The organism is Streptomyces sp. NRRL F-5122, assembly GCF_001507435.1.
Classification (GTDB): domain Bacteria; phylum Actinomycetota; class Actinomycetes; order Streptomycetales; family Streptomycetaceae; genus Streptomyces; species Streptomyces lannensis.
The window spans coordinates 13,970-39,140 of the sequence record NZ_LMWH01000252.1 but is presented as its reverse complement, the minus strand read 5'-3'; the positions used below and the strand labels follow the sequence as shown (position 1 = coordinate 39,140).

Annotated in this window: 20 protein-coding genes; 6 read left to right on the top strand and 14 right to left on the bottom strand. The window is 71.4% G+C overall.

All coding sequences use genetic code 11. The features are described from left to right. Positions 1-282: 282 nt before the first annotated feature. From ADL25_RS31605 to ADL25_RS31590, 4 genes are all read right to left on the bottom strand, one after another. Positions 283-2,202: an AMP-dependent synthetase/ligase gene (locus ADL25_RS31605; RefSeq protein WP_059131310.1), complete on the bottom strand. Its 1,920-nt coding sequence runs from the start codon at positions 2,200-2,202 to the stop codon at positions 283-285. Between the two features lie 321 nt (positions 2,203-2,523). Continuing rightward, entirely contained in the window at positions 2,524-4,026 is a 1,503-nt protein-coding gene (locus ADL25_RS31600; RefSeq protein WP_059131309.1) for a vWA domain-containing protein, read from the bottom strand. Positions 4,027-4,168: 142 nt separating this feature from the next. Further along, the gene (locus tag ADL25_RS31595) at positions 4,169-5,032 is read right to left on the bottom strand and encodes an ABC transporter permease (protein WP_059131308.1); all 864 of its coding nucleotides are present in this window, start codon (positions 5,030-5,032) and stop codon (positions 4,169-4,171) included. Further along, positions 5,029-7,968, bottom strand: coding sequence for an alpha/beta fold hydrolase (locus ADL25_RS31590; RefSeq protein WP_059131307.1), 2,940 nt, complete (start codon positions 7,966-7,968; stop codon positions 5,029-5,031). The genes ADL25_RS31595 and ADL25_RS31590 overlap by 4 nt, the downstream gene beginning before the upstream one ends. Before the next feature lie 115 nt (positions 7,969-8,083). Between ADL25_RS31590 and ADL25_RS31585 the strand changes: the two genes are divergently transcribed. Further along, on the top strand, positions 8,084-8,500 hold the full coding sequence (locus tag ADL25_RS31585) for a GNAT family N-acetyltransferase (RefSeq protein ID WP_059131306.1): 417 nt from the start codon (positions 8,084-8,086) through the stop codon (positions 8,498-8,500). 16 nt (positions 8,501-8,516) lie between these two features. Here the strand turns inward: ADL25_RS31585 and ADL25_RS31580 are convergent, their stop codons facing one another. The 6 genes from ADL25_RS31580 to iolC form a co-directional block, all read right to left on the bottom strand. Next, complete coding sequence (locus ADL25_RS31580; RefSeq protein WP_059131305.1) at positions 8,517-9,917, bottom strand: APC family permease; 1,401 nt, start codon at positions 9,915-9,917, stop codon at positions 8,517-8,519. 377 nt (positions 9,918-10,294) lie between these two features. Beyond that, positions 10,295-11,797: a CoA-acylating methylmalonate-semialdehyde dehydrogenase gene (gene mmsA / locus ADL25_RS31575; protein ID WP_059131304.1), complete on the bottom strand. Its 1,503-nt coding sequence runs from the start codon at positions 11,795-11,797 to the stop codon at positions 10,295-10,297. 13 nt (positions 11,798-11,810) lie between these two features. Beyond that, complete coding sequence (iolD, locus tag ADL25_RS31570) at positions 11,811-13,694, bottom strand: 3D-(3,5/4)-trihydroxycyclohexane-1,2-dione acylhydrolase (decyclizing) (protein ID WP_059131303.1); 1,884 nt, start codon at positions 13,692-13,694, stop codon at positions 11,811-11,813. Next, positions 13,691-14,503 (bottom strand): 5-deoxy-glucuronate isomerase, encoded by an 813-nt coding sequence (iolB, locus tag ADL25_RS31565; protein ID WP_059131302.1) that lies wholly within the window; start codon positions 14,501-14,503, stop codon positions 13,691-13,693. The genes iolD and iolB overlap by 4 nt, the downstream gene beginning before the upstream one ends. Before the next feature lie 7 nt (positions 14,504-14,510). Next, positions 14,511-15,410: a Cgl0159 family (beta/alpha)8-fold protein gene (locus tag ADL25_RS31560; RefSeq protein WP_059131301.1), complete on the bottom strand. Its 900-nt coding sequence runs from the start codon at positions 15,408-15,410 to the stop codon at positions 14,511-14,513. Then, on the bottom strand, positions 15,407-16,450 hold the full coding sequence (iolC, locus tag ADL25_RS31555) for a 5-dehydro-2-deoxygluconokinase (RefSeq protein ID WP_267889289.1): 1,044 nt from the start codon (positions 16,448-16,450) through the stop codon (positions 15,407-15,409). The genes ADL25_RS31560 and iolC overlap by 4 nt, the downstream gene beginning before the upstream one ends. A gap of 924 nt (positions 16,451-17,374) precedes the next feature. On the opposite strand from iolC, the gene ADL25_RS31550 reads away from it, so the two are divergent. From ADL25_RS31550 to ADL25_RS31540, 3 genes are all read left to right on the top strand, one after another. Then, positions 17,375-17,614 carry a chaplin gene (locus ADL25_RS31550; RefSeq protein ID WP_059131300.1) on the top strand — a complete coding sequence of 80 codons (240 nt, stop codon included), beginning with the start codon at positions 17,375-17,377 and terminating at the stop codon, positions 17,612-17,614. 243 nt (positions 17,615-17,857) lie between these two features. Further along, positions 17,858-18,520, top strand: coding sequence for a hypothetical protein (locus tag ADL25_RS31545; RefSeq protein ID WP_059131299.1), 663 nt, complete (start codon positions 17,858-17,860; stop codon positions 18,518-18,520). A gap of 192 nt (positions 18,521-18,712) precedes the next feature. Further along, positions 18,713-19,006, top strand: a complete 294-nt coding sequence (locus ADL25_RS31540) for a hypothetical protein (RefSeq protein WP_059131298.1) — start codon at positions 18,713-18,715, stop codon at positions 19,004-19,006. A 110-nt stretch (positions 19,007-19,116) separates the two neighbouring features. Here the strand turns inward: ADL25_RS31540 and ADL25_RS31535 are convergent, their stop codons facing one another. The 4 genes from ADL25_RS31535 to ADL25_RS31520 all read right to left on the bottom strand — a co-directional run bounded on the left by ADL25_RS31535 (position 19,117) and on the right by ADL25_RS31520 (position 23,235). Beyond that, positions 19,117-20,076, bottom strand: a complete 960-nt coding sequence (locus tag ADL25_RS31535; protein ID WP_059131297.1) for a D-2-hydroxyacid dehydrogenase family protein — start codon at positions 20,074-20,076, stop codon at positions 19,117-19,119. Positions 20,077-20,191: 115 nt separating this feature from the next. Beyond that, positions 20,192-21,286: a magnesium and cobalt transport protein CorA gene (locus ADL25_RS31530; RefSeq protein ID WP_059131296.1), complete on the bottom strand. Its 1,095-nt coding sequence runs from the start codon at positions 21,284-21,286 to the stop codon at positions 20,192-20,194. Positions 21,287-21,504: 218 nt separating this feature from the next. After that, positions 21,505-22,818, bottom strand: coding sequence for a cation:proton antiporter (locus ADL25_RS31525; protein WP_059131295.1), 1,314 nt, complete (start codon positions 22,816-22,818; stop codon positions 21,505-21,507). Between the two features lie 132 nt (positions 22,819-22,950). Then, positions 22,951-23,235 (bottom strand): hypothetical protein, encoded by a 285-nt coding sequence (locus ADL25_RS31520; protein ID WP_059131294.1) that lies wholly within the window; start codon positions 23,233-23,235, stop codon positions 22,951-22,953. Positions 23,236-23,516: 281 nt separating this feature from the next. Between ADL25_RS31520 and ADL25_RS31515 the strand changes: the two genes are divergently transcribed. Both ADL25_RS31515 and ADL25_RS31510 read left to right on the top strand, forming a co-directional pair. Next, positions 23,517-24,464, top strand: coding sequence for a sensor histidine kinase (locus ADL25_RS31515; protein WP_059131293.1), 948 nt, complete (start codon positions 23,517-23,519; stop codon positions 24,462-24,464). A gap of 2 nt (positions 24,465-24,466) precedes the next feature. Then, complete coding sequence (locus tag ADL25_RS31510) at positions 24,467-25,126, top strand: response regulator (protein WP_059131292.1); 660 nt, start codon at positions 24,467-24,469, stop codon at positions 25,124-25,126. Positions 25,127-25,171: the final 45 nt, after the last annotated feature.

The window sequence follows — 25,171 nt, the reverse complement described above, 5'->3', positions numbered from 1 at the left end:
CGCCGCACGACCTGCACTCTGTGAAACGAGGAATCGGCCGCGGAAGCAACCCCCCAGCCTCAGTTGCCGTTCAATTCACCCGAATGCCGCGATTCGATTCATACGGAAAGCGCACAGGATCATCAGCGTGACCCGCACCTGCGGAAACGTCCGATCGACGCCATTTGCCGTTGCCGGACGGCGCGTCGACAGCCGGGTTTCGCGCATCACAGGAGGTGCCCGCCGAACCGTTCGGCGGGCCCCTCCTGCGATGCGCTCCGGCGTGTCCGGGTCCCTCGGGCCTCAGCCGTCGTACAGTGCCTCGATCTCCCGTGCGAACGCCGTCCTCACCGCATGACGCCTGATCTTCAAGGACGGGGTGAGCAGACCGTTGTCCTCGCTGAACTCGCCCTCCACCAGGGCGAACCTGCGGATGGACTCGGCCCGGGACACCGCCGCGTTCGCGTGGTCGACGGCCTTCTGGACGTCGGCGAGGATCCGCGGGTCACGGACGACCTCGGACATCGGGGTGTCCGGGGGCAGCCTGTGCACGGACAACCAGTGGGCGATCGCTTCGGGGTCGAGGGTGATCAGGGCGGCGACGTAGGCGCGGTTGTCCCCGACCACGATGCACTGCCCGACGGGCGGGCGGCTGCGCAGCCGGTCCTCGAGAACGGCGGGGGAGACGTTCTTGCCGCCCTTGGTGATGAGGATGTCCTTCTTGCGGCCGGTGATGGTGAGGTAGCCGTCCTGGTCGAGGGAGCCGAGATCGCCCGTCGCGAACCAGCCGTCGCCGAGGACCGCGTCCGTGGCGGCCCGGTTGTTCCAGTAGGCGCCGAAGACCACACCGCCCTGGACCAGGACCTCGCCGTCGTCGGCGATACGGACGGCCGTACCCGGCACAGGGAGGCCGACGGTGCCGGGGCGGGGCCCGAGCGGCGGGACGATGGTGGCCGCGGCGGTCGTCTCGGTGAGGCCGTAGCCTTCGTAGACGATGATTCCGGCCGCGTAGAAGAAGAGGTTGAGATCGCGGTCGAGCGGGGATCCGCCGCTGACGGCGTACCGCATACGGCCGCCGAGTTCCTTGCGGATGCGCCGGTAGACCAGCAGGTCGTACAGCGCCCACGCCGCGAACAGGCCGGCGCCGGGGCCCTTGCCGGTGCCCAGGAACCGGTGCAGGTAGGCCTCGCCGAAGCGGACCCCGATCCGGTCGGCGCGGTCGAAGGAGGCGCCTCTGCCGATCTTCTCGGCGGTGGCGCGCCCGGTGTCGTGGATCTTCTCGAAGAGGTAGGGGACACCGACCAGGAACGTGGGGCGGAACCCGCGCAGCGCGGGCCGCAGTTCGTCGGGTTTGATGCTCGGGAAGTGGCCGATCTCGATACGGGCCATCAGGCAGGCGATCTGCAGCGAGCGGCCCAGGATGTGGGCCAGCGGCAGGAACAGGAGTGTCGAGGCGATCTGGCCCGTGACCTCCTTGAAGACCGGGTGGAGCAGTTCGACCGTGTTGGCGGCCTCCGCGTGCAGGTTGGCGTGGGTGAGGACACAGCCCTTGGGCCGGCCGGTGGTGCCGGAGGTGTAGCAGATCGTCGCCACCGTCTCGGGAGTGAGTGCCGCGCGGCGCTTGGTCACCTCCTCGTCGGGGACATTCCGGCCGAGGTCGGAGAGCCGGCCCAGAGCGTCCTCGTCCAGCCGCCACATCCGCGGCGGCTCGGGGTGCCCGGCCGTCGCCGTCGTGACCGTCTCCGCGTTCTCGGCGCTCTCCACGACGGCGAAGCGGGTCCCCGAGTCCCGCACGATCCACTCGACCTGCTCGGCGGACGACGTGGCGTAGACGGGGACGGTCTGCCCGCCGGCGGCCCAGATCGCGAAGTCCAGGACCGTCCACTCGTAGCGGGTGCGGGACATGACCGCGACCCGGCCGCCCGGTTCCAGCCCCGCCGCGAGCAGCCCCTTGGCCGTGGCGGTCACCTCGGCGGCGAACGCCGCGGCGGTGACCGGTCGCCAGGAGGTGCCCTCCTGACGGCGCAGCACCACCGCCTCGGGTGCCTCCTGGGCGTTGGTGTAGGGGAGATCGGCGGTGCTGCCCGTGGTGGGGCGCGGTGTCATCGGTGCGGCGCGCACCTCGCGGACGGTGCCGGTCCCGTCCCTGATCAGCTCGACCTCGCCGCGGGAGGCCAGGTCCCCGCGCCGCTGTGCCCGTTTCAGATCCCTGCGTACGCCCATGACGGCTCCGGTCGCGGCTCGCGTGCGGACATGCGTACTTACTTGGAAGTCAACTTACTCACCAGTTAAGGAATTTCAATGGTGCGCGCACGGGTGATCCGGACGCGGGCCGTGCACAGGGGCGTGGGCCGGACGGTACGGTCCCGTCGCAGGCGCAGGCGCAGGCGCAGGCGCAGGCGCAGGCGCAGGCGCAGGCGCAGGCGCAGGCGCAGGCGCCGGGGCCGGGGCCCAGGTGGTCCCGCAGAGCGGCTGCGGCCCCGGAGGGCGTGGCCGGGACAGTCCGGGCGCACGCTCCCCCGTGGGGCCGGCGCGGCCCTCGGCCTACTCGGAGCCGCGCAGCTCGGACGCCGTCTGGATCGCCTCGGCGAGCCCGCGTACGTCCGCGTCCTGCCTGCGCTCCGCGAGTGAGTCGGCGCGGTCGGCGAGTGCGCCGAGGTCCGGCCTGCCCGGCAGCGGGGCCCCGCCCGCCCGGTTCACCCGCAGGTCGTCCGCGAAGTAGGCGGCCGTCGCGGCGACTTGCAGGCCGTACGAGGAGTGCCACAGGTCGTCGTCGAGGGAGCCGGTCTCCAGCTGTCCCGACTCCTCGTGCGGCTCCCGGGTGCCGGGGTCCAGCCAGCGGACGCTCGCCGTGGCGAGATGCCCGCCGGCGCCGGGCCGGGTGCGAACCGCGTACAGCGCGGTCACCGTGTGTCCCGGGCCCATCTCGCCTCCGTCCACGCGGTCGTCGCGGAAGTCCTCGTCGGCGACGCGCCGGTCGTCGTAACCGATGAGGCGGAACTCCGTGACGTTCCGGGGGTCGAAGGCGACCTGCGCCTTCGCGTCACGGGCCGTCAGCTCGACGTTCTGCGGCAGCTGCTCGCTGAAGACCCTGCGGGCGTCGCCGTCGGAGGAGACATAGGTCGTGTGGCCGTCGCCGCGGTCGGCGAGGCGTTCCATCAGCGCATCGCCGTACTCGCTGCCCACGCCCACCCCGAAGAGGGTGATGCCGTGTTCGCGGCGGGCGTCCGCGATGCGTTCGAGGATGGTGTCGGCATCGGTGTCGCCGGTGTTCGCCAGTCCGTCGGAGAGCAGGACGACCCGGTTGGTGGCGCCCGGGCGCAGACCCTCGACCGCGGTGGCGTAGCCGGTGCGGACGCCTGCGCCGAGGTTGGTGGAGGCCGTCGCCTCGAGTTCGTCGATCGCGTCGTGGACCCGGGCCCGATGGCCGCCGAGGCGGGTCATGGGCAGGACCTTCCGTGCCTCGTCGCTGAAGGTGACGAGCGCGATCGAGTCGTCGTCGTGCAATCGGTCGGTCAGTACGTCGAGGGAGTCCCGGACCAGGTCGAGGCGGCCGGGCTCGCCCATGGAGCCGGAGACGTCGACGACGAACGTCAGCGCGGCGGGCGGACGTTCGCCCTCCGCCGGTACGGCACGGGTGGCCAGGCCGACCCGGACCAGGGACCAGTCCGCGTCGCCGGTGCGGGCACCGTCGATGGTGACCGTGAATCCGTTGCCCCGTGGGCGCTCGTAGTCCTGCGGGAAGCTGTTGACGAACTCCTCGGGCCGGACGGTCGACGGCTCCGGCAGTCGGCCCTCGGAAAGGACGCGGCGCGCATAGCCGTACGAGGCGGTGTCCACGTCCAGCGCGAAGGTGGACAGGTGGTTCGTGCTCTCCCTGCCGTCGTTCGGCCCCGGGCTGTACGCCGGGGCGGGGAAGACGGCGGAGCCGTTGGACTTGCCCGATTTGTCGGAGGCGCCGCCCCCGCAGCCCGTGAGCAACAGGCCGCCCGCGACCGTGATCGCGATCAGCACCCCCCAGGGCCGTCGTGTCCGGTACTCCCGCATGGGTCCCCTCCGTCCGTTGACGTCGACGTCTGTGACTGTGACGGCGGAGGGGGCCGAGATGTGCGGTACGGGACGTTGCGGATGAATCTCGAACCGGCCACGGCGGGCCGCCTTCGAGACCGGTGTGAAACCCTCCGTTGACCTAGGAAACGACGTCCTTGCGCGCAAAACCGCGGAAGGCCAGGGCGAACAGCACCAGCGCGTACGTTATGGAAACCGCCGTGCCCTGGATCATGCCGGACCACTCCGGACGGGGCTGAACGGCGTCGGCCCAGGCGAACTGCCAGTGCGCGGGCAGGAAGTCGCGCCAGTGGCCGAGCGCGGTGACCGCGTCCAGCACATTCCCCACGATGGTGAGGCCGACGGCGCCGCCGACCGCGCCCAGCGGCGCGTCCGTCTTCGTCGACAGCCAGAACGCCAGGCCGGCGGTGACCAGTTGGGACACGAAGATGTAGGCCACGACGACCACGAGCCGCTGGGCAGCCGTGCCCGCGGGGAGAGAGCCGCCGGTCGGTATCTCCAGTGGTCCCCAGCCGTAGGCCGCGGTGCCCACCGCGACTGCGACGACCGGCAGCAGCACCATGGCCGCGAGGCTCATGCCGAGACCGACCACGAGCTTGGACCACAGCAGACGGGCCCGCGGGACGGGCGCCGCGAGCAGATAGCGCAGCGAGGACCAGCCGGCCTCGGAGGCGACGGTGTCCCCGCAGAACAAGGCCACCGGAATGACCAGCAGGAACCCGGCGGAGACGAAGAGGTTCACCGCCGCGAAGTTCGCACCGGACGCGGTCGCCGTGTCCATCAGCGTGACCTGGCCGTTGCGGGACCCGGGGTCGCCTCCGATGGCGAAGGCGACGACCAGTACGAACGGGAGCACGGCCAGGATCGCGCCCATGACGAGCGTACGGCGCCGCTTCAACTGCCGGACGAGTTCGACGCGCAGGGGCAGCGTCCGCCGCACCCGGTATCCGTCGGCCGTCTCCGCCCGCTCGGCGAGGGCACTCATGCGGAACCTCCGATCAGCGTGAGGAAGGCGTCCTCGAGGCGCCGGTGGGGACCGAGCGAGGCCACCGGAACCTCCAGCCGGACGAGTTCGACGAGAAGCCGGGCCGCGGCCGCGGATCCGGACCGGAGCGGGTCGCCGGACCCCTCGGGGAGCGCGGTGGTGCCCGTGGCGTCCTCGCCGTTCGCGAGGGACGGGAGGGGCTCGGGGCCGAGGTCCGCGGTGGTGAGCGGCCCTATGGCCGCGACCGTGATCGTTTCGCCGGTGTCGAGGGACGTCGTCCGCCCCGGAGCCCCCACGGCGGAGGCGACCGGTTCCACGGATCCCAGGGCGGACACCACGTCGCGGGCGGGGCCGGCGACGACAGGCTCCGTGCCCGCGGCTCCGACGGTCGGTTCCGCCGACTCCGCGACCGGAGCCAGGCGCACCAGGAGACCGCCCTCTGTCCGCACCGCCGAGGACACCCCGGACAGCGCGGCCACCTTCTCCACCAGCGGATCGGGGATGTCCGCCGCCAGGCCGACGAGCAGGGTGTCGCTCGAGCCCACGATCTCGTGCACCGGGCCCGCCTGGACCAGGTGCCCGCGGTCCATCACCACCAGGTGGGTGCAGGACTGTTCGACCTCCGCCAGGAGATGGCTGGAGACGATGACGGTACGGCCCGCCGCCGCGTACCGGATCATGACCTCGCGCATCTCACGGATCTGCGGCGGGTCCAGGCCGTTGGTCGGTTCGTCGAGGATCAGCAGGTCCGGAAGACCCAGCATCGCCTGGGCGATGGCCAGTCGCTGACGCATGCCCTGGGAGTACGTGCGCACCGCGCGGGCCAGCGCGTCGCCCAGCCCGGCGATCTCCAGCGCCTCGTCCAGATGCGCGTCCCCCTGTGGACGTCCCGTCGCCCGCCAGTACAGCTCCAGGTTGTCGCGGCCGGACAGATGCGGCAGAAAACCGGCGCCCTCGACGAAGGCCCCGACCCGCGAGAGCACCGGGGCACCCGGGCGGATGGCATGGCCGAAGACCCGGATCTCGCCACCATCCGGTTTGATGAGGCCCATCAGCATGCGGAGCGTTGTCGTCTTGCCCGCGCCGTTCGGTCCGAGCAGGCCCAGCACCTGGCCCTTCTCCACGCGGAGCGAGAGATCCCGCACCGCGTACCGGTCGGCCGACCTCGCGTATCGCTTGCTCAGGTCCGTGATCTGCAGCGGCACGTCGACCAGTGCGGGATCGGGCGCCGGTGCCGTCGTACGGCGCTGTCCGGCCAGCAGCAGGGCCAGGGCGACGACGGCTCCGGCCGCCGGCAGCCACCACACCCAGCCGGGAAGCGGGGCCGCGGCGGTCGTCACACCCGGTGCCGTCGGCACGTGCAGAGCGTCCTTCAGGGACACCGAGTAGGTGGCGGGAGCGGCCGGGGAGGCATAACCGAGGTCCGTCGAGGCGAGGACCAAGCGCAGCCGGTGTCCCTTCTGCACCTCGTGGTCGACGGCCGGCAGCGTCAGGGTGACGTCCTTGCCTGCCTTGGCGCCGGTCACCCGGAAGGGAGCGACGAGCTGCGACGGGAGCACCTGCCTGCCGCCGCCCGGCCCGACGTCGTACACCTTTCCGAAGAGGACGGCGTCGTCGCTGGTGGACGTCACATGGACGGTCACCGTGGGCGATCCGGTGACCCACAGGTCGTCGTGCACGGGCCGCGAGTCGAAGCGTGCGTACTGCCCGGGGAAGTCGAGTGAGACCCCGATGCCCAGCGACGACAGCTGGGACAGGCCGCCCGCCCCGCCGAGGCCCGGGAGCGCGGAGATCGCGGGCGGGTTCGCCCCCGCCGGATTCGTGAACCGCTGCGCGCCACCGCTGAGCGGGACCGTCCGCAGCCCGCTCTCCAGACCGGGGTACGCGTCCCCGCTCGCGCCGCGCAACAGGGCGGTGCCGTCGGTGGAGTCGACGCCGCCGGTGCGTGTGACCCGGAAGGCCGGACCGGTGTCGACGCCCTTCCCGTCCTTCAGATAGCGGTCGAACCACGCCGTGACGCGCGCCTGGACGCGGCTTGGCTCCAGGTCCCCGCCGTCGTGTCCGCCGGCGATCCAGTCGACGTCCACGGGCGCGCCGTTCGCTCTGATCGCCCTGGCCGCGGCGTCCGCCTGGCCGAGCGGGAACAGCGAGTCGGACTGGCCCTGGAAGAGAAGGGTGGGCACCCTGATGTCCTTGCCGATCGCGGACGGGGACCGTGCATCGAGGAGGGCTCGCGCCTGAGCGTCGGGCCGTCCGGACTCCGCGACGCGGTTGTACATCCCGCACAGTTCGGCGGTGAACTTCGCGCAGCCTCCGCCGGAGTTCATGAAGACGCCGGCCCAGAGCTTCTTGAACACGCCGTTCGGGAACAGGGCGTCCGCCAGGTTCCAGTACGTGATCGCGGGGGCGATCGCGTCCACCCGGTGGTCGTACCCGGCGGCCAGCAGCGAGATCGCCCCGCCGTACGACGCGCCCGCCATGCCCACCCGCGGGTCGCCGGGCCTGTCGAGCTCGATGCCGGGCTGCTTCGCCAGCCAGTCGATCAGCCTGGAGACGTCGGCGACCTCGCTCCGGGGGTCGTTCAGCCCGATCTTCCCCGTGGACCGGCCGAAGCCGCGCGCCGACCAGGTCAGCACGGCGTACCCGTCGCGCGCGAGATCCTCGGCCTGGCCCGCGACGTCCTGCTTGCTGCCGCCGAATCCGTGCGCCAGCAGGACCGCTGGGCGGTGCCCGGCGGTCCCCGAGGCGAAGTACGACGTGTCGATCCGCACCCCGCCGCCCATGTCCATGACTCTGTCGGTGCGGCGCACGGCGGGCGCGTCGTCCGATGCGACGGCCGTCCATGTCCCCACGCCGGCCAGCACGAGGAGGACCGCGGCCACGGCGGCCACGGCACCCCGGCGCAGCCCCCGGACCGGGGGCAGTCGAAGATCCATGTGTCAACGGTAAGGGCGGGCACCGACATCCGAAGCAGCCGCCGGTCTGAACCGGGGACCCTCCCATGGACGTAGAGGCCTGATGCCGCATACCGCAGCCGTGGTACGAAGACCCATGGAGATTCGCCGTGCCACGACCGTCGTCGAAGTGGCCGCCGCCGAGCACCTGTTCGACCATCCCGTCCGCCGCGAGTGGGCCGGGCGCTTTCTTGCCGCCGCCGGACACCATCTCTTCCTCGCCTACGCGGACGGTGAGTCCGCTCCCGTCGGCTTCGTCAGCGGGGTCGAGACGATCCACCCCGACAAGGGCACGGAGATGTTCCTCTACGAGCTGGCGGTGGCGGAGCCTTACCGGCGCAGGGGGATCGGGCGCGCGCTCGTCGAGCGCCTCGCCGCGCTCGCCCGGAAGTCGGACTGCTACGGCATGTGGGTGCTGATCGACACCGGGAACGACGTCGCCCTCGCCGCGTACCGCAGTGCGGGCGGCGAGGACGACGGGACGTGCTCCGTGGTGACGTGGGACTTCGGCTGAGCGCGGGGATGCCGGCTCAGGCCTGTGCGTCCTCCGGGATCGACACCAGCCAACGGGTGGTGCGGCGCGGGCGGAGGTAGAGGAGCCAGTACAGGGTGGCCACCGCCGTGATGCCGCCCGTCCACAGCAGGTAGCTCACCTCCTGCAGGCTGAGAATGTAGGTCAGGACGGCGATGAGCAGGATGGGGGTCGCGGGCCACAGTGGCATCCGCCAGGCCGGCGTCCGCGCGTGCGAGCCGCGCCGGGCGAGCAGGGTGGCGATCGCCACCAGCAGGTACATCCCGGTCACGGAGACGCCGGTGACCCCGTAGAGCGTGTCCAGGTTGACGAAGCACAGGAGGGCGCCGGGTACGCCGACGACGAGGGTGGCGACCCAGGGGGAGCCGAATCGGCCGAGCCGGGACAGGGCGTTGTTCACCGGCTCCGGCCAGGCCTTGTCGCGCGCCGAGGCGAACAGCACCCGGGAGTTCTGGATGACCATGACGATGCCCGCGTTGATGATCGCGAGGGCCACGCAGAGGCTGATGAAGGTGCCTACGGCCGAGTTCGACCAGGCGGCGACCATGCTGCTGATGTCGCCGCTCGTCAGCGCCTGGAGGTCGGGGGCGCCCATGGTGATCGCGACGACCGGGACCAGGATGACGACCGTCGATATGGCGAGGGTGGCGAGGACCGTGCGGGCGACGTTGCGGCGCGGGTTCTCGAGTTCCTCGGAGAGGTAGACGGCGGTCGAGAATCCCTGGGTGATGAAGAGGGCTATGGCGAGCCCGGAGACCACCATCGCGGCCGTCACCGTGTCCGCGTGGCCGCCGGAGCCGGCCACCTGCATCGAGACGAGGCTGCCGGTGCCCCGCTCGCTGTGCGCGAAGCCGAGGATCGCGACGAGACCCGCGGCCACGACCTCCAGGACCAGGAAGATGCCGGTGATCCAGGCGTTGGCCCGCAGGTCCAGCAGGCCCGCCAGGGTCGCGAGCAGCATGACCCCGGCGCCGGTCATCGCCGGGTCGAGGTGGACGACCGGGGCGAGGTAGTCGGCCGTGCCCATCGCGATCACCGGCGGGACGATCACGACGACCAGCAGGGACAGCACGAAGACCAGCCAGCCCGCCAGGCGTCCGGCGAGCGTCGACACCATCGCGTACTCGCCGCCGGCGCTGGGGATGAGGGTGCCCAGCTCCGAGTAGCAGAACGCCACGGCGATACAGAGGAGCGAGCCGATGGCGATGGTGACGGCGGTGGCGGTGCCCAGCGAGCCGAACAGGTCGGGGACGACCACGAAGAGCGTGGAGGCGGGCGTCACGCACGAGAGCGTGAGCAGAGTGCCGCCGACGACGCCGATGGAGCGCTTGAGTGTCCGGGGACTGCTGTCGGGTGCTGGGGCGACGACGGTCTCGACGGTACTGAGCGTGTCGGTCATGCGGCGGTTCCGATCGACTCGTGCGGCGGTGGTTCGGACGGGAGCTCTATCGCCTCCGGAGGCTGGGTCGTTCTGGTGCTGGTCCTCTCCCGGTGGGCTGCATGGAACCCCGACGAAAACCGGCGCGTCAATGGCCGTTAACCTTCGGAATCCGCACTTGTGAAGCGACCTGCGTCACGTTGCTTTCCCAGGACGAGACGCCCCTCTTCTTGATTGAGCAAGTCGTCCAGCCCTTGGGCCTTGCTTTCCAAGGTGAATGCGCATCGTCGCCTGCATCACCCGTTTGGTGACGTCCACACGGGAACCGCAGCGAAGGCGTCAAAAAAATGTCAGGCCGTCCGGTATCCGGACGGCCTGACGAGGGCTTACGGCAACGCTCAGTGGTTGCGCGGGAACCCGAGGTCGACGCCCGCGGGGCCCTCGGACGGGTCGGGCCAGCGGGAGGTGACGACCTTGCCGCGGGTGTAGAAGTGCGTGCCGTCGTTGCCGTAGACGTGGTGGTCGCCGAAGAGCGAGTCCTTCCAGCCGCCGAAGGAGTGGTAGCCCACCGGGACCGGGATCGGCACGTTCACACCGACCATGCCCGCCTCGATCTCCAGCTGGAAGCGGCGGGCCGCGCCGCCGTCCCGGGTGAAGATCGCGGTGCCGTTGCCGAACGGCGAGTCGTTGATGAGTCGCACACCGTCCTCGTAGGTGTCCACGCGCAGTACGCACAGCACCGGGCCGAAGATCTCGTCCTGGTAGGCCTTGGCCGTGGTCGGCACCTTGTCGAGCAGCGAGATGCCGATCCAGTGGCCGTCCTCGAAGCCGTCGACGGTGTAACCGGTGCCGTCGAGGACCACCTCCGCACCCTCGGCCGCCGCGCCCGTCACGTACGAGGCCACCTTGTCGCGGTGCACCTTGGTGATGAGCGGGCCCATCTCCGAGGCCGGGTCACTGCCCGGGCCGATCTTGATCTTCTCGGCGCGCTCGCGGATCTTCTCCACCAGCTCGTCGCCGATGGAGCCCACGGCCACGACGGCGGAGATCGCCATGCAGCGCTCGCCGGCCGAGCCGTAGGCCGCCGAGACCGCGGCGTCCGCCGCGGCGTCCAGGTCGGCGTCCGGCAGCACCAGCATGTGGTTCTTGGCCCCGCCGAGGGCCTGCACCCGCTTGCCGTTCGTGGAGGCCGTGGTGTGGATGTGGCGGGCGATCGGGGTCGAGCCGACGAAGGACACCGCCTTGACGTCCGGGTGCTCCAGGAGCCGGTCCACGGCCACCTTGTCGCCGTGGACGACGTTGAAGACGCCGTCCGGCAGTCCGGCCTCCGCGAGCAGCTCGGCCAGGCGGACGGAGGCCGACGGGTCCTTCTCCGACGGCTTCAGCACGAACGTGTTGCCGCACGCGATGGCGATCGGGAACATCCACATCGGGACCATCGCGGGGAAGTTGAACGGGGTGATGCCCACGACGACGCCCAGCGGCTGCCGGATCGCGGCCACGTCCACGCGGCTCGCGACCTGCGTGGACAGCTCGCCCTTCAGCTGGACGTTGATGCCGCACGCCAGGTCGACGATCTCCAGGCCGCGGGCGACCTCGCCGAGCGCGTCACTGTGCACCTTGCCGTGCTCGGCGGTGATCAGTTCGGCGATCTCGTCGCGGTGCGCGTCGAGCAGCGCCCGGAACCTGAAGAGGACGGACGTGCGCTGCGCGAGCGAGGACTGGCCCCAGGTCCGGTAGGCGTCCTTGGCCGCCGCGACGGCGGCGTCCACCTCGTCCACGCTCGCGAAGGCGACCTTCGTGGTGACCGCGCCGGTCGCCGGGTCCGTCACCGGCCCGTACGTGCCCGACGCACCTTCGACGGTCTTCCCGCCGATCCAGTGGTTGACGATCTTCGTCATGCCAAGTACTCCTTCACAGATGGCGGCGTCGGGTCGAGACGTGCCGGTCGTACTCCTCGCGCGCCTTGACCGCCGACGATCGGGTCGCGGTCTCGGCCACGGGTACATCCCACCAGGCCTGCGTCCCGGGCGCGCCCGACACAGTGTCTGCGGTTTGGGTCTCCACGTAGACACATGTGGGAGTGTCCGCCGCGCGTGCCTCGGCGAGGGCCCGGCGCAGGTCCCGTACCGTCTTCGCGCGCAGTACGCGCATCCCCAGGCTGGCCGCGTTGGCGGCGAGGTCCACGGGCAGCGGTGCGCCCGTGTACGCACCGTCCTCGGACCGGTAGCGGTAGGCGGTGCCGAACCGCTCGCCGCCCACCGACTCCGACAGGCCGCCGATGGACGCGTAGCCGTGGTTCTGCACGATCAGGACCTTGATCGCGATCCCCTCCTGCACGGCGGTGACGATCTCCGTCGGCATCATCAGATACGTGCCGTCGCCGACCAGGGCCCACACGGCGCGGTCGGGAGCGGCCATCTTCACGCCGATGGCGGCCGGGATCTCGTAGCCCATGCACGAGTATCCGTACTCGACGTGGTACTGGTCGCGGGAGCGGGACCGCCACAGCCTGTGCAGATCGCCGGGGAGCGAACCGGCCGCGTTGACGATGACGTCGGACTCGTCCACCAGGGCGTCCAGCGCGCCGATGACCTGAGTCTGCGTCGGCCGTATGTCCGGTTCGTCGGCATCGAAGCAGGCGTCGACGCGCTGCTCCCAGCGCTCCTTGTCCTCCGTGTACTCGACGACGTACGCCGGCTCGACACGGTGGCCGTGCATCTCCAGTGCCTCGGTCAACTCCTCGAGGCCGCTGCGGGCGTCCGCCACCAGCGGCAGCCCGGAGAGCTTGTGGCCGTCGAACGGGGCGATGTTGAGGTTGAGGAAGCGGACGCCGTCCCGGATGAACAGGGTGCCGGAGGCGGTGGTGAAGTCGGTGTAGCGGGTGCCGACGCCGATCACCAGATCGGCGGTGCGGGCCAGTTCGTCGGCGGTCGCGGTGCCGGTGTGCCCGATTCCCCCGACATCCTGCGGGTGGTCCCAGCGCAGCGAGCCCTTTCCGGCCTGGGTGGAGGCGACCGGGATGCCGGTGGTCCCGGCGAACTCCGCGAGGGCGTCCTCGGCCCGGCTGTGGTGGACACCGCCGCCGGCCACCACGAGCGGTCGCCGTGCTGCACGGATCGCCTGTACGGCCTCGGCGAGCTCGACGGGGTCGGGGCCCGGACGGCGTACCGTCCAGGTCCGCTCGGCGAAGAGGTCCTGCGGCCAGTCGTGGGCCTCGGCCTGCACGTCCTGCGGCAGCGCGAGGGTGACCGCACCGGTCTCGACGGGGTCGGTGAGCACCCGCATCGCCTGGAGCACGGCCGGGATCAGGGCCTCGGGACGGGTGATCCGGTCGAAGTACTTCGACACCGGGCGCAGGCAGTCGTTGACGGACGTGTCACCCGCGTGCGGGACCTCCAGCTGCTGCAGCACCGGGTCCGCGGGACGGGTGGCGAACACGTCGCCGGGCAGCAGCAGGACCGGGAGGCGGTTGACGGTGGCGAGGGCGGCGCCCGTGACGAGGTTGGTGGCGCCGGGCCCGATGGAGGTGGTCACGGCGTGCGTGGAGAGCCGGTCGCACTGCCGGGCCCAGCCGACCGCCGCATGCACCATCGCCTGCTCGTTGCGGCCCTGGTGGTACGGCATCACGCCGCCGTACTCCAGCAGCGCCTGGCCGACGCCCGCGACGTTCCCGTGGCCGAAGATGCCCCAGGTCGCGCCGATCAGGCGGCGGCGCACGCCGTCCCGCTCGGTGTACTGGGCGGCCAGGAAGCGTACGAGCGCCTGAGCGACCGTGAGCCTCGTCGTCGAGGTCATCGGTATCCCTCCGTGTGGTCCGGGTGGAATCGGATCCGCCACTGGCGCTCCTCGCCCGGTCCGGCCATGACGTTCAGGTAGTACATGGAGTGTCCGGGCTGGGCGATGGAGGGGCCGTGCCATCCGTCGGGGACGAGGACGGCATCGCCGGTGCGGACCTCGGCGAGGACGTCGGAGCCGCCCTCACGGGAGGGGAATACGCGCTGGTACCCGAAGCCGTTCGGGCCCTGGATCTCGAAGTAGTAGATCTCCTCCAGTTCCGTCTCCTCGCCGGGCCGCGCCTCGTCGTGCTTGTGGGGCGGATACGAGGACCAGTTGCCGCCGGGCGTGACGACCTCGACGGCGATGAGCCTGTCGCATGCGAAGGCGTCGGCAGAGGCGAAATTGCGCACCAGGCGTGCGCAGTTGCCGCTGCCGCGCTCCTCGACGGGGACCTCCGGCGCGGGGCCGTAGCGGGCGGGGAGTCGGCGCTCGCACTTCGCTCCTGCCAGGGCGAAGCGGCCTCCCGCGCCGGAGGCGATGTGGACCCGGGCGTCGCGGGGCACGTACGCGAAGTCGGAGACCCCCGCGAACACGTCGTCCCTGCCCAGGAGTTGGAACCTCTTGTCCTCAATGTGCACGGTGCAGGCGCCCTCGAGGGGAAGCACGATCCACTCGCTGTCGCCGGTGGTGAACATGTGCGTGCCGCCGGGCCGTAGCTCCACCGTCCGCAGACTGCTGTGACTCCAGCCGGCCCGCTTGGGGTCGATGTCGAGGGTGTACTGCGCGTTGGCGGTGGTCCCCCGGGGGACGTACAGCTCGTTGCTCATGCGGCCCTCACAGAAGTCCTACGGCGGTGTCCACGGCCGCGGCGACGTCGCCGTCCGCCGGGTAGAGCAGCGAACGGCCGACCACCAGACCCTGGACGGTGGGCAGCCGAAGGGCGTGACGCCACTTCTCGTACGCGCCCTCCTGGTCCTCGCCGACGTCGCCGCCGAGCAGCACGGCCGGCAGCGTGGAGGTCTCCATCACCCGGGCCATGTCGTCCGGGTCCTCCGTGACGGGGACCTTCAGCCAGGTGTACGCCGACGTACCGCCCAGGCCGCTGGCGATGGCTATCGACCTGGTCACGGCCTCGGCGCCCAGATCGTTGCGGAGCCGGCCCTCGGGAGTGCGGCGGCTGATGAACGGTTCGACGAACACCGGGAGTCGGCGCTCTGCCATCTCGTCGACGACACGGGCGGTGGACTCCAGGGTGTTGAGCGAACCCGGATCGTCGTAGTCGATGCGCAGCAGCAGCTTTCCGGCGTCGAAGCCGAGCCGCTCGATGTCCTTCGGGCGGTGACCGGTGAAGCGGTCGTCCAGTTCGAACGATGCCCCTTGAAGGCCGCCGCGGTTCATCGAGCCCATGACGATCTTGTCGTCGAGGACCCCGAGCAGCAGCAGGTCGTCGAGGATGTCGGCGGTGCCCAGCACGCCGTCGACACCGGGGCGGGAGAGCGCCAGGCACAGTCGTTCGAGCAGGTCGGCGCGGCTCGCCATGGCCATCCTGCGCTCACCCACGCCGAGGGCGCCCCGCGCGGGGTGGTCGGCGGCGACGATCATCAGCCGGCCGGTGTCCTCGACCAGGGGGCGCCTGGCACGGCGGGCGGCGGCCTCGGCCACCGCCTCGGGGCGGTGCGTGCGGAGGCGGACGAGTTCGGCGACGTCGACGCGGGCGGTGGCGGTGGTCCTCACAGCACCGCTCCCGCCGTGACCGCGTTCTCCACCTCGTCGGGCGTGGGCATCGCGGACGAGCACTCCAGTCGGGAGGCGACGATCGCGCCGGCGGCGTTCGCGTACCGCATGATCCGCTCCAGGTCCCAGCCGCCGAGCAGTCCGTGGCAGAGCGACCCGCCGAACGCGTCGCCCGCGCCGAGGCCGTTGAGCACCGTGACCGGAAGCGGGGGGACCTCCGCCGATTCGCCGCTGCTGCTGACGGCGAGGACGCCCTTGGGCCCCTGCTTGACGACCGCGAGTTCGACCCCGGCGTCCAGCAGGGCACGGGCGGCGGTGTGCGGGTCGCGCTCGCCGGTGGCGACCTCCACCTCGTCGAGGTTGCCGACGGCCACCGTGGCGTGGCGCAGGGCCTCGGCGTAGAAGGGGCGCGCGGAGTCCGGCCCGGGGCGCGAGCCGTCGCGCTCCTCCCGCCAGAACATCGGCCGCCAGTCCAGGTCGAAGACCGTCGTACCGGACTTGGCGCGGTGCGCGAGCGCGGCGAGTGTGGCGGTGCGGCTCGGCTCTTCGCTAAGACCCGTGCCCGTCATCCAGAAGATCCGCGCGGCCCGGATGGCGTCCAGGTCCAGTTCGTGCGCGTCGATCTCCATATCCGGCGCCTTGGGCTGCCGGTAGAAGTACAGCGGGAAGTCGTCCGGCGGGAAGACCTCGCAGAACGTCACCGGGGTGGGCAGCCCCGGGACCGCGGTGACCCAGCGGTCGTCGACACCGAAGCCGCGCAGTGCCTCATGGAGGTAGGTGCCGAAGGGGTCGTCGCCCGTACGGGTGATCACCGCCGTACGGCGTCCGAGGCGCGCGGCGGCGACCGCGACGTTCGTCGCCGAACCGCCGAGGAACTTCCCGAAGGACGTCACCTGCGGCAGGGGCACGCCCGTCTGCAACGGGTAGAGGTCCACGCCGATCCGTCCCATGGTGACGAGGTCGTACCGGTCACCGGTTCCGAGCGGTCCGCCGTCCGACCCGTCTGCGGAGTGCGGCGCGGACTCCCTGAGCTCCTCCATCAGTTCCCCTCGCATCGGCTGCCCCCAGGTCTAGCCGCGTCGAGGGAGCCGTGTCAATATTTTGTCCGGACATTCGGACGACAGCTTGACTTGGTTTCGGGTTGCCCGAAAGTCCACACCCATGAGCGCACTGTCGCCCCTCGGCCCACTGTCGCTCATCCGGGTCGGATCGGCTCTCGGCTCCGGCGCCGTCCGCCTCCCGGTCGGCCCACGTCAGGTGTCCGGAAACCACGGGCGACCCGCCGCCGGGCGGCACTGGAAGCCGGCGCTCGGCCCGGGATTCCGGCCCGTTCGTGCTACGTGCGCCCCGGCTGACTTCCTGACGCCTGCCCGGGGCGCGGCGGCCGTGTCTCCGGTGTCGAGATCCTGCCCATGCCGTGGGCCGCGCGGACGCTCTTGGGTACGCACCGGTGCGAGTCGACCGACCATGTCGCGGCCCCGGACGGTCACCGCAACTGCTCGCCGGTGGAACGGGCCGGGCGCGTCGCGCGGACCGGGTGTCGGTCAACTCGCCGCCGTACTCCGCGCGCTGCCGGCCCGGGCGGACCGCTGCTCGCCTCCGGCCGGGACCGCGGCGGTCTGTGGCTTCTGTGATCAGGCGTGTCTGTGCGGGTTCCGGGCGACGGCCCGTGTTGTGCTCTCCGCGGACCGCAGGCCCGCTCGAGGCCGGGCTCGGCGACCGCATGCGGGGAATGCGCGGACGGGCCGGGCGCGGCGGGTCCGAGGGCTTGTGCCGAGCGGCGCGGCCGGCCGTCGTGTGTCGTGGACCGGGCGGTGCCGGAGGATTCGCGTGGCCGAAAACGTGAAGTTGGCAATTCGGGAGATCACCCCATCGGAGGCGCAACCCGGGCACCTGCCCCGCAGTTGACTCCACGTCGGGCATTCCGCCCGACTGTTGTGACGATCCCCAAGGAGCATCTCTCCATGTCGCGTATCGCGAAGGGCCTGGCCCTGACCTCCGTTGCCGCTGCGGCTGTGGCAGGCACCGCCGGCATCGCCGCCGCCGACAGCGGCGCCAGCGGCGCTGCCGAAAACTCCCCGGGCGTCCTGTCGGGCAACGTCCTGCAGGTGCCGGTCCACGTTCCGGTCAACCTGTGCGGGAACACGGTCGACGTGATCGGTCTGCTGAACCCCGCGTCCGGCAGCACCTGCGTCAACGGCTGACGCCGAGCGAACCCTTCTTCCGGCCGCTCTCCCCCGGGAAGGCGGCCGGTTGGCGTTCCCCCGTTCGAGGCATTGCCCCGAACGGGGGAATCGGGTTTCAAGGTGTTCGAAGGGTTCCCACCAGGGGAGAAGCGCGTGCCAGGGGACCTTGACGACCGCGCGGAGCAGTCAATCGGTTGCAGTAGGTGATGTCCCCTTTCACGGTGAGCACAGGAACGACGGCTCACCAGGAAGGGAACACCCATGCGTGATCTGCCCGCCCGGCGCCTCGCCACCACCTCCCTCTGCGCCACGCTCGTGCTCGGCATGGCCGGGCCGACCGCCGTGGCCTCCGACCACGGCTCATCGCGAGACGTCATCCAGGCGACGGAGTCCCACCCGCCGACCACCCCCGTACCCGGGGCCGACGCGCTTCTGACGCAGGTCCAGCGGGTGGCGGGCGCCGACGGCACCGTGGCCCCCGTCACCGACCTGCTCAACGCCGTACTCGCGGCGGACAACGGGCGTCTCTCCGCGGACAAGGCGGCCGGGCTCAACAAGGCCGTCAAGGACGCCATCGCCAAGATGGGCGGCGCCACGCCGACCGCCTCGGCCACGTCGGCACCCGGCGATGTGCTGGGCGCGCTCCAGAAGTCGGTCGACAGACTGATCTCGGTGTCGACCGCGGGTCAGTCCGGTGATGTGCTGCCGGCGGCCAGGGACGTGCTGGGCTCGCTCGTCAGGGTCGTCCTCGCCGGTCTGATCGTCGGCGGGCTCCCGCACCACCCCGGCATGCCGGTGCTGCCCAGTCTCCCGCCCATGCCCAGCATGCCTGCGGCGCCGAGCCTGCGGCCGATGCCGGTGCCCAGCACTGCCGTCACCGCACCGTCCACGCCCACGACGTCCCCGTCGCGCCCCATGGTCTGAGGCGAGGCGGCACAGGGACCGGACAGCCGTCGGCCCGTCCACGCGGACGGGCCGACGGCTGTCCGACGTCCGCGGGCGGCCGAGTGGGTCCCGGGAATCTTCCGGATGTGGGGTTTCCGCGGATGAGGGGGCTCGTTAGCCAGGGCACACCCCTTCCCCGTGGTGACGCGAGTCGCCGAAGAAAGGAACACGATGAAGACCCTCAAGGCCGCCGCCGTCGTTGCCGGTTCCCTGGCGGTCAGCGGTATCGCCGCCCCCGCTTTCGCCGCCGACACCTCCCACACCACGCCCACCGGCCTCAGCGGCGCCCTCGAGACCGTCACCAGCCAGAAGTCGCTGGATGTGCATCCCTTCGCGCATCAGTCCCACAGCCTCGACACCGAGAACACGAACTCCGCGCTCAGCACCGTGAAGCGCGCGACCACCACGCTCAACCAGCAGAGCACCCCCGCCCGGTTGCTCGGCGGGCTGCCCATCCGGGGTTGACGAGGCGGCACTTGCGGACATCGAACGGTCGCCGCGGAACCTTCGCGCCGACGGCCGGCGGCCGGCGTCCGCGGGGCCGGGAGTGAGAGTCGACGCGAGGCTCGGGCGGGTCAGCCCAGCCGGCGCACGGGCTCCCCGGAGAGGTACGCCTGGATGTCCTCGACCGCCTGGCCGTAGTACGTGGCGTAGTTGGCGTGCGACACGTACCCCAGGTGCGGGGTGGCGAGCAGACGCGGGGCCGTGCGCATCGGGTGGTCCGCCGGAAGCGGTTCGACGTCGAACACATCGACTCCGGCGCCTGCGATGCGGCCTCGGTGCAGTGCGGTGAGCAGGGCGTCCTGGTCGACGATGGCGGCGCGCGAGGTGTTGATCAGGTAGGCGGTCGGCTTCAGGAGCGCGAGTTCGCGGGCGCCGATCAGGCCGCGTGAGCGGTCGCCGAGCGCGAGGTGCACCGACACGAAGTCGCTGCTTGTGAGCAACTCGTCCATGGACGGAGCGAGTTCGACGCCCACTTCGCTCGTGCGTTCCTCGGTGAGGTTGCGGCTCCAGGCGACGACCTCCATGCCGAAGGCCAGCCCGATCTGCGCGACCCGGCTGCCGATCTTCCCGAGCCCGAGCAGTCCGAGCCGTCGGCCGTGCAGATCCGCGCCCACCGTGCTCTGCCAGGGTCCGCCGCCGCGCAGGGCGTTGCTCTCCTCGACAATGCCGCGCGCGAGTCCGAGCAGCAGGGCCCACGTCAGCTCGACGGGTGGTGCGGAGGAACTCGCCGTGCCGCACACGGTCACTCCGTGCGCCTGCGCGGCGGCGTGGTCGATGACGGAGTTCCGCATTCCCGAGGCGACCAGAAGCCGCAGCCGGGGCAGCCGGGCGAAGAGCGAGCCGGGGAACGGCACGCGCTCGCGCAGTGTGACGACGATGTCGAACTCGGCGAGCGCCTCCGCCAGCGCGTCCTCGTCGGCGAAGTGCTCGGCGAAGGACACCACGTCGACCCGGTCCTCCAGCGCCGACCAGTCCGCGACGGTTGTGGCGACCTGCTGGAAGTCGTCGAGCACGGCACAGCGGAACCGCATGTCAGCCCCTTTCCGATCAACCGGGGGAGCCTATCGGACGGCACTCCGAGGGCCTCACGAGCCGGTCGCGGACGAGTAACCGCCGTCGAGTCGCACCGTCGACGGGCCGTCCGCCTCACAGCCAGCCGTTGCGTTTGAAGCCGCGGTGGATGACGAAGCAGGCGGCCGCGATGACACAGAGGGCGAGGGGGTAGCCGAGGCGCCAGTGCAGTTCCGGCATGTGGTCGAAGTTCATGCCGTACACGCCGCACACCATGGTGGGGACGGCGATGATCGCGGCCCACGCGGTGATCTTCCGCATGTCCTCGTTCTGGGCCACCGCCACCTGGGCCAGATGGGCCTGCAGGATCGAGTCGAGCAGCGCGTCGAAGGCGGTGACCTGTTCGGTGACGCGGAAGAGGTGGTCGGCGACATCGCGGAAGTAGGCCTGTATCTCCGCGTCGACGGAGCGCATCGGCTCGGTGGCGAGCCGGGACAGGGGGCGGGCGAGGGGGAGCACGGCCCGCTTGAGTTCCAGGAGTTCGCGCTTGAGCTGATAGATGCGGCCGGCGTCGGCGCTTCGCGGTGTGTGCGGGGAGAAGACGTCGGTCTCGACCTGCTCGATGTCGTTGAGAACCGCGTCGGTGACGGTCAGGTAGTCGTCGACGACGTGGTCCGCGAGGGCGTGCAGCACCGCGGAGGGACCCTTGGCGAGCTGCTCCGGGTGGGCCTCCAGGTCCTCGCGCAGGGGGCCGAGGGAGCCGTGGCGGCCGTGGCGGACGGTGACGACGAAGTCGGGGCCGGTGAAGACCATGATCTCGCCCGTGTCGACGACCTCACTGGTGGCGGTGAGTTCGCCGTGTTCGACATAGGTGACGGTCTTGAAGACCGCGAACAGGACGTCGCCGTACTGCTCGACCTTGGGGCGCTGATGGGCGTGGACGGCGTCCTCGACGGCGAGCGGGTGCAGTCCGAACAGTTCGGCGACTCCGGCGAATTCGTCTTCGGACGGCTCGTGCAGGCCCAGCCACACGAAACCGTGCCGATGCCGGTGGACCTGCCGTACGGCTTCCTCCACGGAGTCGACGCCGGGCCGTCGGACACCATCGCGGTAGACGACGCAGTTGACGACGGTGGAGCCGAGCGGGGAGCGGGCCGGATGGCTGAGGTCCACGCGTCGGCTGCGTCGCGTCAGCCGGGCGACTTTGCGCAGGTTGCCGACCATCGACATGCGGAGGCTCTCTTTCGCCGGACAGCGGGGTCCGGTCAGTGTGCCAGCCGCCGGTGAGGCGGGGCCGGGGCGGTTCGCGCCGGAACGCCGGAACCCGGCCGTGCCCGGCCCCCACACCGTTGAACAACCCGCCCACGGCGCTCCGTTCGTCGGTGCGTGGGCCGGCCGGGGCGGACGTCCGACGATGCGGCGACCCTCACCGGGTCGAGTCCCAGCAGTCAGGTGCCACCGGCGGCAGCACGCTCCGTGTTGTGGCGGACCCCGCACGGTGTTCCCCCGGCTTCGGGCGCCGGGGTGGCGGTCTCCGGCTCGCTCGGTCGCGGGCCGTCGGATGTGCCGAGGTGGTCCGGGCGGACCGGCAGTCGGGTGGCCGCGGCATCGAGGAGACGGGCGAGCAGATGGGCGCGGCCGGCGACAATGGGCCCGAGGACGGCGAGGACCAGTACGTATCCGGCGATGAACGGGGCGAGGCGGTCGTCCAGGCCCGCACTGGTGGCCATGGCGGCGAGGATCAGTGCGAACTCTCCCCGTGCGAGGAGAGTGGTGGCGATGTCCGCGGCGGGCCCGGGGCCGTAGTGGTAGAGGCGGGCGACGAGCAGTCCCGCGATCAGGTTCATCACGACGGTCAGCGCTGCCGCGGCGGCCACCGGCCCCGCGACGGACGCCAGGTGCCCGGGATCGATGGCCAGGCCGAACGCGAGGAAGAAGATGGCGGCGAAGGCGTCGCGCAGGGGGTGCACGAGTTCACGGATCCGCGGGCCGGAGGGGGTCCCGGCGAGGATCAGGCCGGCCATGAAGGCGCCGATCGCGTCGGCGACCCCGAGGACCTCGGAGACGCCGGCGACGAGGACCGTGACGCCGAGGAAGCTGACGACCAGCAGTTCGTTGTCGCGCACCGCCATCAGGCGGCCGATCAGCCGGGTGCCGTAGCGGGCGGCGGCGGCCAGCACCAGGAGGAACCCGAACGCCTTGGCCGCCTGCAGGACCGTGTCGGTGAGGCCCTGGGCACCGCTGATGACCGGTTGGAGGGCGGCGAGATACAGCGCGAGGAAGATGTCCTCCACCACGATGACGCCCAGGATCAAGCGTGTCTCCGGGCGCGAGATGCGGCCGAGGTCGAGGAGGATCTTGGTGACGATCGCGGAGGAGGAGATGCCCAGTACTCCGGCGAGCACCAGCGCCTCCCGTGCCCCCCAGCCCAGGGCGAACCCGAAGCCCAGACCGGCCCCGACGTTCAGCAGCAGATAGATCCCACCGGCGATCGGCAGGCGCCTGCCGCCGCTCCTGAGGTCGTCGAGGTGGAACTCCAGACCCAGGTAGAACAGCAGCAGCACCAGACCGAGCGCGGACAGCATCTCGAAGTCGTGCGCGTCCTCGACCAGGACGAGACCCGGGGTGTGGGGGCCGAGCAGGATGCCGGCGAGCATGAACAGCGGGATGGTCGGCAGCCCGATCCGGCTGCCGAGACGGGCGAGGACGGCGGCGGCGAGGAAGGCGCCGCCCATGGCGAGCAGGGTGTCGGCATGTCCCACGGGTCACCAGCTTCCGCGCGGAGGGTCGAAGGTGCAGGGGCTGACGGGGCGGACAGGTCCTCCTCGGTCTGGTGGTCTGTCGGATAACCGGTTCCGCTGATCACTGCCGGCCGCCCGGTGCGGCGTCGGACGTCAGCGCGGACGGGGGTGGCGTGCGGCCGGTCCCTGCGGGGGCGCGAACAGATACGCGGCCGACCCCGCCAGGACCAGACCCGCGGCCAGGATCAGGCCCTGCGGCAGTACCAGGCCCACGACGAGCATCACCACGGCGAGTGCCGGCAGCGCCCGGGCCAGGCCGCGCCTGCGCTCCCGCGGCCGCCGCGGATGTGCGGTCTCCGGGCCGCGGGCACCACGCAGGTCCCTTCGCTCCACCCGCTCGTCGAGAGCGTGCGGCAGGTCGACGTCAGGCCGTGTCATGGTGGCTCCTTCCGAGGACCGGCTGGTCAGGGGGTCCATGCCACCGTCACACGGGGGCCGGGAGCGACACCATCGGGTCCGCCACCCATTTCCGCGGGCGTCCCGCACCCATGTCATGTGCGGCCGAATGGGTGTCGGCACCGATGGACACCGGCGCACCGCACCCCGCACGCTGGCCATGACGGCCGTAGGCCCATCGACGGCACCGGGCCACGGGCCGGCGGGCGGCACCGCGGCGGGCTCATGGCGTCACGGACGGCGATGGGACGGAGGCGAAGTCGGTGCCCTTGTTCTGGCGGATCTTCCTGCTCAACGCCGTCGTACTCATCTGTGCCACCGCCCTGCTGCTGGGGCCGGTCACCGTGTCCAGCCCCGTCCTGCTCACCGAGGCGGCCGTCCTGACCGCAGGACTGGCCGCGATGCTCGTCGCCAACGCCGTCCTGCTGCGCATCGGCCTCGCCCCGCTGCAGCGCCTCACCCGTGCCATGACCGCCATCGACCTGCTGCGCCCGGGCGCCCGCCCGGTGGTCGCCGGTCACGGCGAGGTCGCCGAACTGATCACGACCTTCAACTCGATGCTCGACCGTCTGGAGACCGAACGGGCCACCAGCGCCGCTCGAGCCCTGTCCGCACAGGAGGCCGAACGCCACCGCATCGCGCAGGAGCTCCACGACGAGGTCGGCCAGACCCTCACGGCCGTACTGCTCGAACTCAAACGCGTCGCCGACCACGCCCCTCCCGCCCTGGGGGCCGATCTCCACCGGGTGCAGGAGAGCACCCGCGCCGGCCTGGACGAGATCCGCCGCATCGCCCGCCGGCTGCGCCCGGGTGTCCTGGAGGACCTCGGCCTGGTCAGCGCCCTGAAGGCGCTGGCCAACGAGTTCACCCGACCCGGCCTCGCGGTACGCCATCGCATCGACACCGATCTGCCGCCGTTGAGCCGGGATGTCGAACTCGTGCTCTACCGAGTCGCGCAGGAAAGCCTGACCAACGCCGCCCGCCATGCCGGGGCCCGCCGCGTGGACCTCAGTCTCCGGCGCACCCCGGCCGGTGTGGAGCTGGTCATCCGCGACGACGGCCGGGGCATCGACGGCGCTCCCGAGGGAGCCGGCATCAGCGGCATGCGGGAACGCGCCCTGCTCATCGGAGCGACCCTCACCCTCGCCCCGGGCCCCGACGGGGGCACCGAGGTACGCCTGACCGTGCCCGCCCACCGACGGAGCCACTGACCATGTCCAAGGCGCCCCCGACCCGTATCCTCCTCGCCGACGACCACCACCTGGTCCGCCGGGGAGTCCGGCTCATCCTCGAAGGCGAACCCGACCTCACGGTCGTCGCCGAAGCCGGTGACGGCGCGGAAGCCGTCGAGGCCGCCCGCACCCACCGGCCGGACCTGGCCATTCTCGACGTCGCCATGCCCCGCATGACCGGCCTGCAGGCCGCCCGCGAACTCGCCCGCATCCAGCCTGACCTGCGCATCCTGATCCTGACCATGTACGACAACGAGCAGTACTTCTTCGAGGCCCTGGCCGCAGGGGCCTCCGGCTACGTGCTGAAATCCGTCGCCGACCGTGATCTCGTCGAAGCCTGCCGCGCCACCATGCGCGGCGAGCCCTTCCTCTACCCCGGCGCCGTCAACGCCCTCGTCCGCAACTACCTCGACCGCGCCAGGCAGGGCGAGCCGATCCCGGAGCGGGCGATCACCAACCGCGAGGAGGAGATCCTCAAACTCGTGGCCGAGGGCCACACTTCACAAGAGATCGCCGACATCCTCGTCATCAGCGTCAAGACCGTGGAACGGCACCGGGCCAACCTCCTGGAGAAGCTCGGCATGAAGGACCGGCTGGAACTCACCAGGTACGCCATCCGAGTCGGCCTGATCGAGCCGTAGCCAGGGACGCCCCGGGGCACTTCGGTGTGCCCGCGCTCGTCGGAC

Coding starts and splice junctions, on each gene's coding strand:
- iolB (WP_059131302.1), bottom strand. CDS start 14,503: ATGAGCAACGAGCTGTACGTCCCCCGGGGGACCACCGCCAACGCGCAG.
- ADL25_RS31535 (WP_059131297.1), bottom strand. CDS start 20,076: ATGCGGTTCCGCTGTGCCGTGCTCGACGACTTCCAGCAGGTCGCCACA.
- iolD (WP_059131303.1), bottom strand. CDS start 13,694: ATGACCTCGACGACGAGGCTCACGGTCGCTCAGGCGCTCGTACGCTTC.
- ADL25_RS31530 (WP_059131296.1), bottom strand. CDS start 21,286: ATGTCGATGGTCGGCAACCTGCGCAAAGTCGCCCGGCTGACGCGACGC.
- ADL25_RS31590 (WP_059131307.1), bottom strand. CDS start 7,968: ATGGATCTTCGACTGCCCCCGGTCCGGGGGCTGCGCCGGGGTGCCGTG.
- ADL25_RS31520 (WP_059131294.1), bottom strand. CDS start 23,235: ATGACACGGCCTGACGTCGACCTGCCGCACGCTCTCGACGAGCGGGTG.
- ADL25_RS31600 (WP_059131309.1), bottom strand. CDS start 4,026: ATGCGGGAGTACCGGACACGACGGCCCTGGGGGGTGCTGATCGCGATC.
- ADL25_RS31585 (WP_059131306.1), top strand. CDS start 8,084: ATGGAGATTCGCCGTGCCACGACCGTCGTCGAAGTGGCCGCCGCCGAG.
- ADL25_RS31545 (WP_059131299.1), top strand. CDS start 17,858: ATGCGTGATCTGCCCGCCCGGCGCCTCGCCACCACCTCCCTCTGCGCC.
- ADL25_RS31580 (WP_059131305.1), bottom strand. CDS start 9,917: ATGACCGACACGCTCAGTACCGTCGAGACCGTCGTCGCCCCAGCACCC.
- iolC (WP_267889289.1), bottom strand. CDS start 16,450: ATGGAGGAGCTCAGGGAGTCCGCGCCGCACTCCGCAGACGGGTCGGAC.
- ADL25_RS31595 (WP_059131308.1), bottom strand. CDS start 5,032: ATGAGTGCCCTCGCCGAGCGGGCGGAGACGGCCGACGGATACCGGGTG.
- ADL25_RS31550 (WP_059131300.1), top strand. CDS start 17,375: ATGTCGCGTATCGCGAAGGGCCTGGCCCTGACCTCCGTTGCCGCTGCG.
- ADL25_RS31510 (WP_059131292.1), top strand. CDS start 24,467: ATGTCCAAGGCGCCCCCGACCCGTATCCTCCTCGCCGACGACCACCAC.
- ADL25_RS31605 (WP_059131310.1), bottom strand. CDS start 2,202: ATGGGCGTACGCAGGGATCTGAAACGGGCACAGCGGCGCGGGGACCTG.
- ADL25_RS31540 (WP_059131298.1), top strand. CDS start 18,713: ATGAAGACCCTCAAGGCCGCCGCCGTCGTTGCCGGTTCCCTGGCGGTC.
- mmsA (WP_059131304.1), bottom strand. CDS start 11,797: ATGACGAAGATCGTCAACCACTGGATCGGCGGGAAGACCGTCGAAGGT.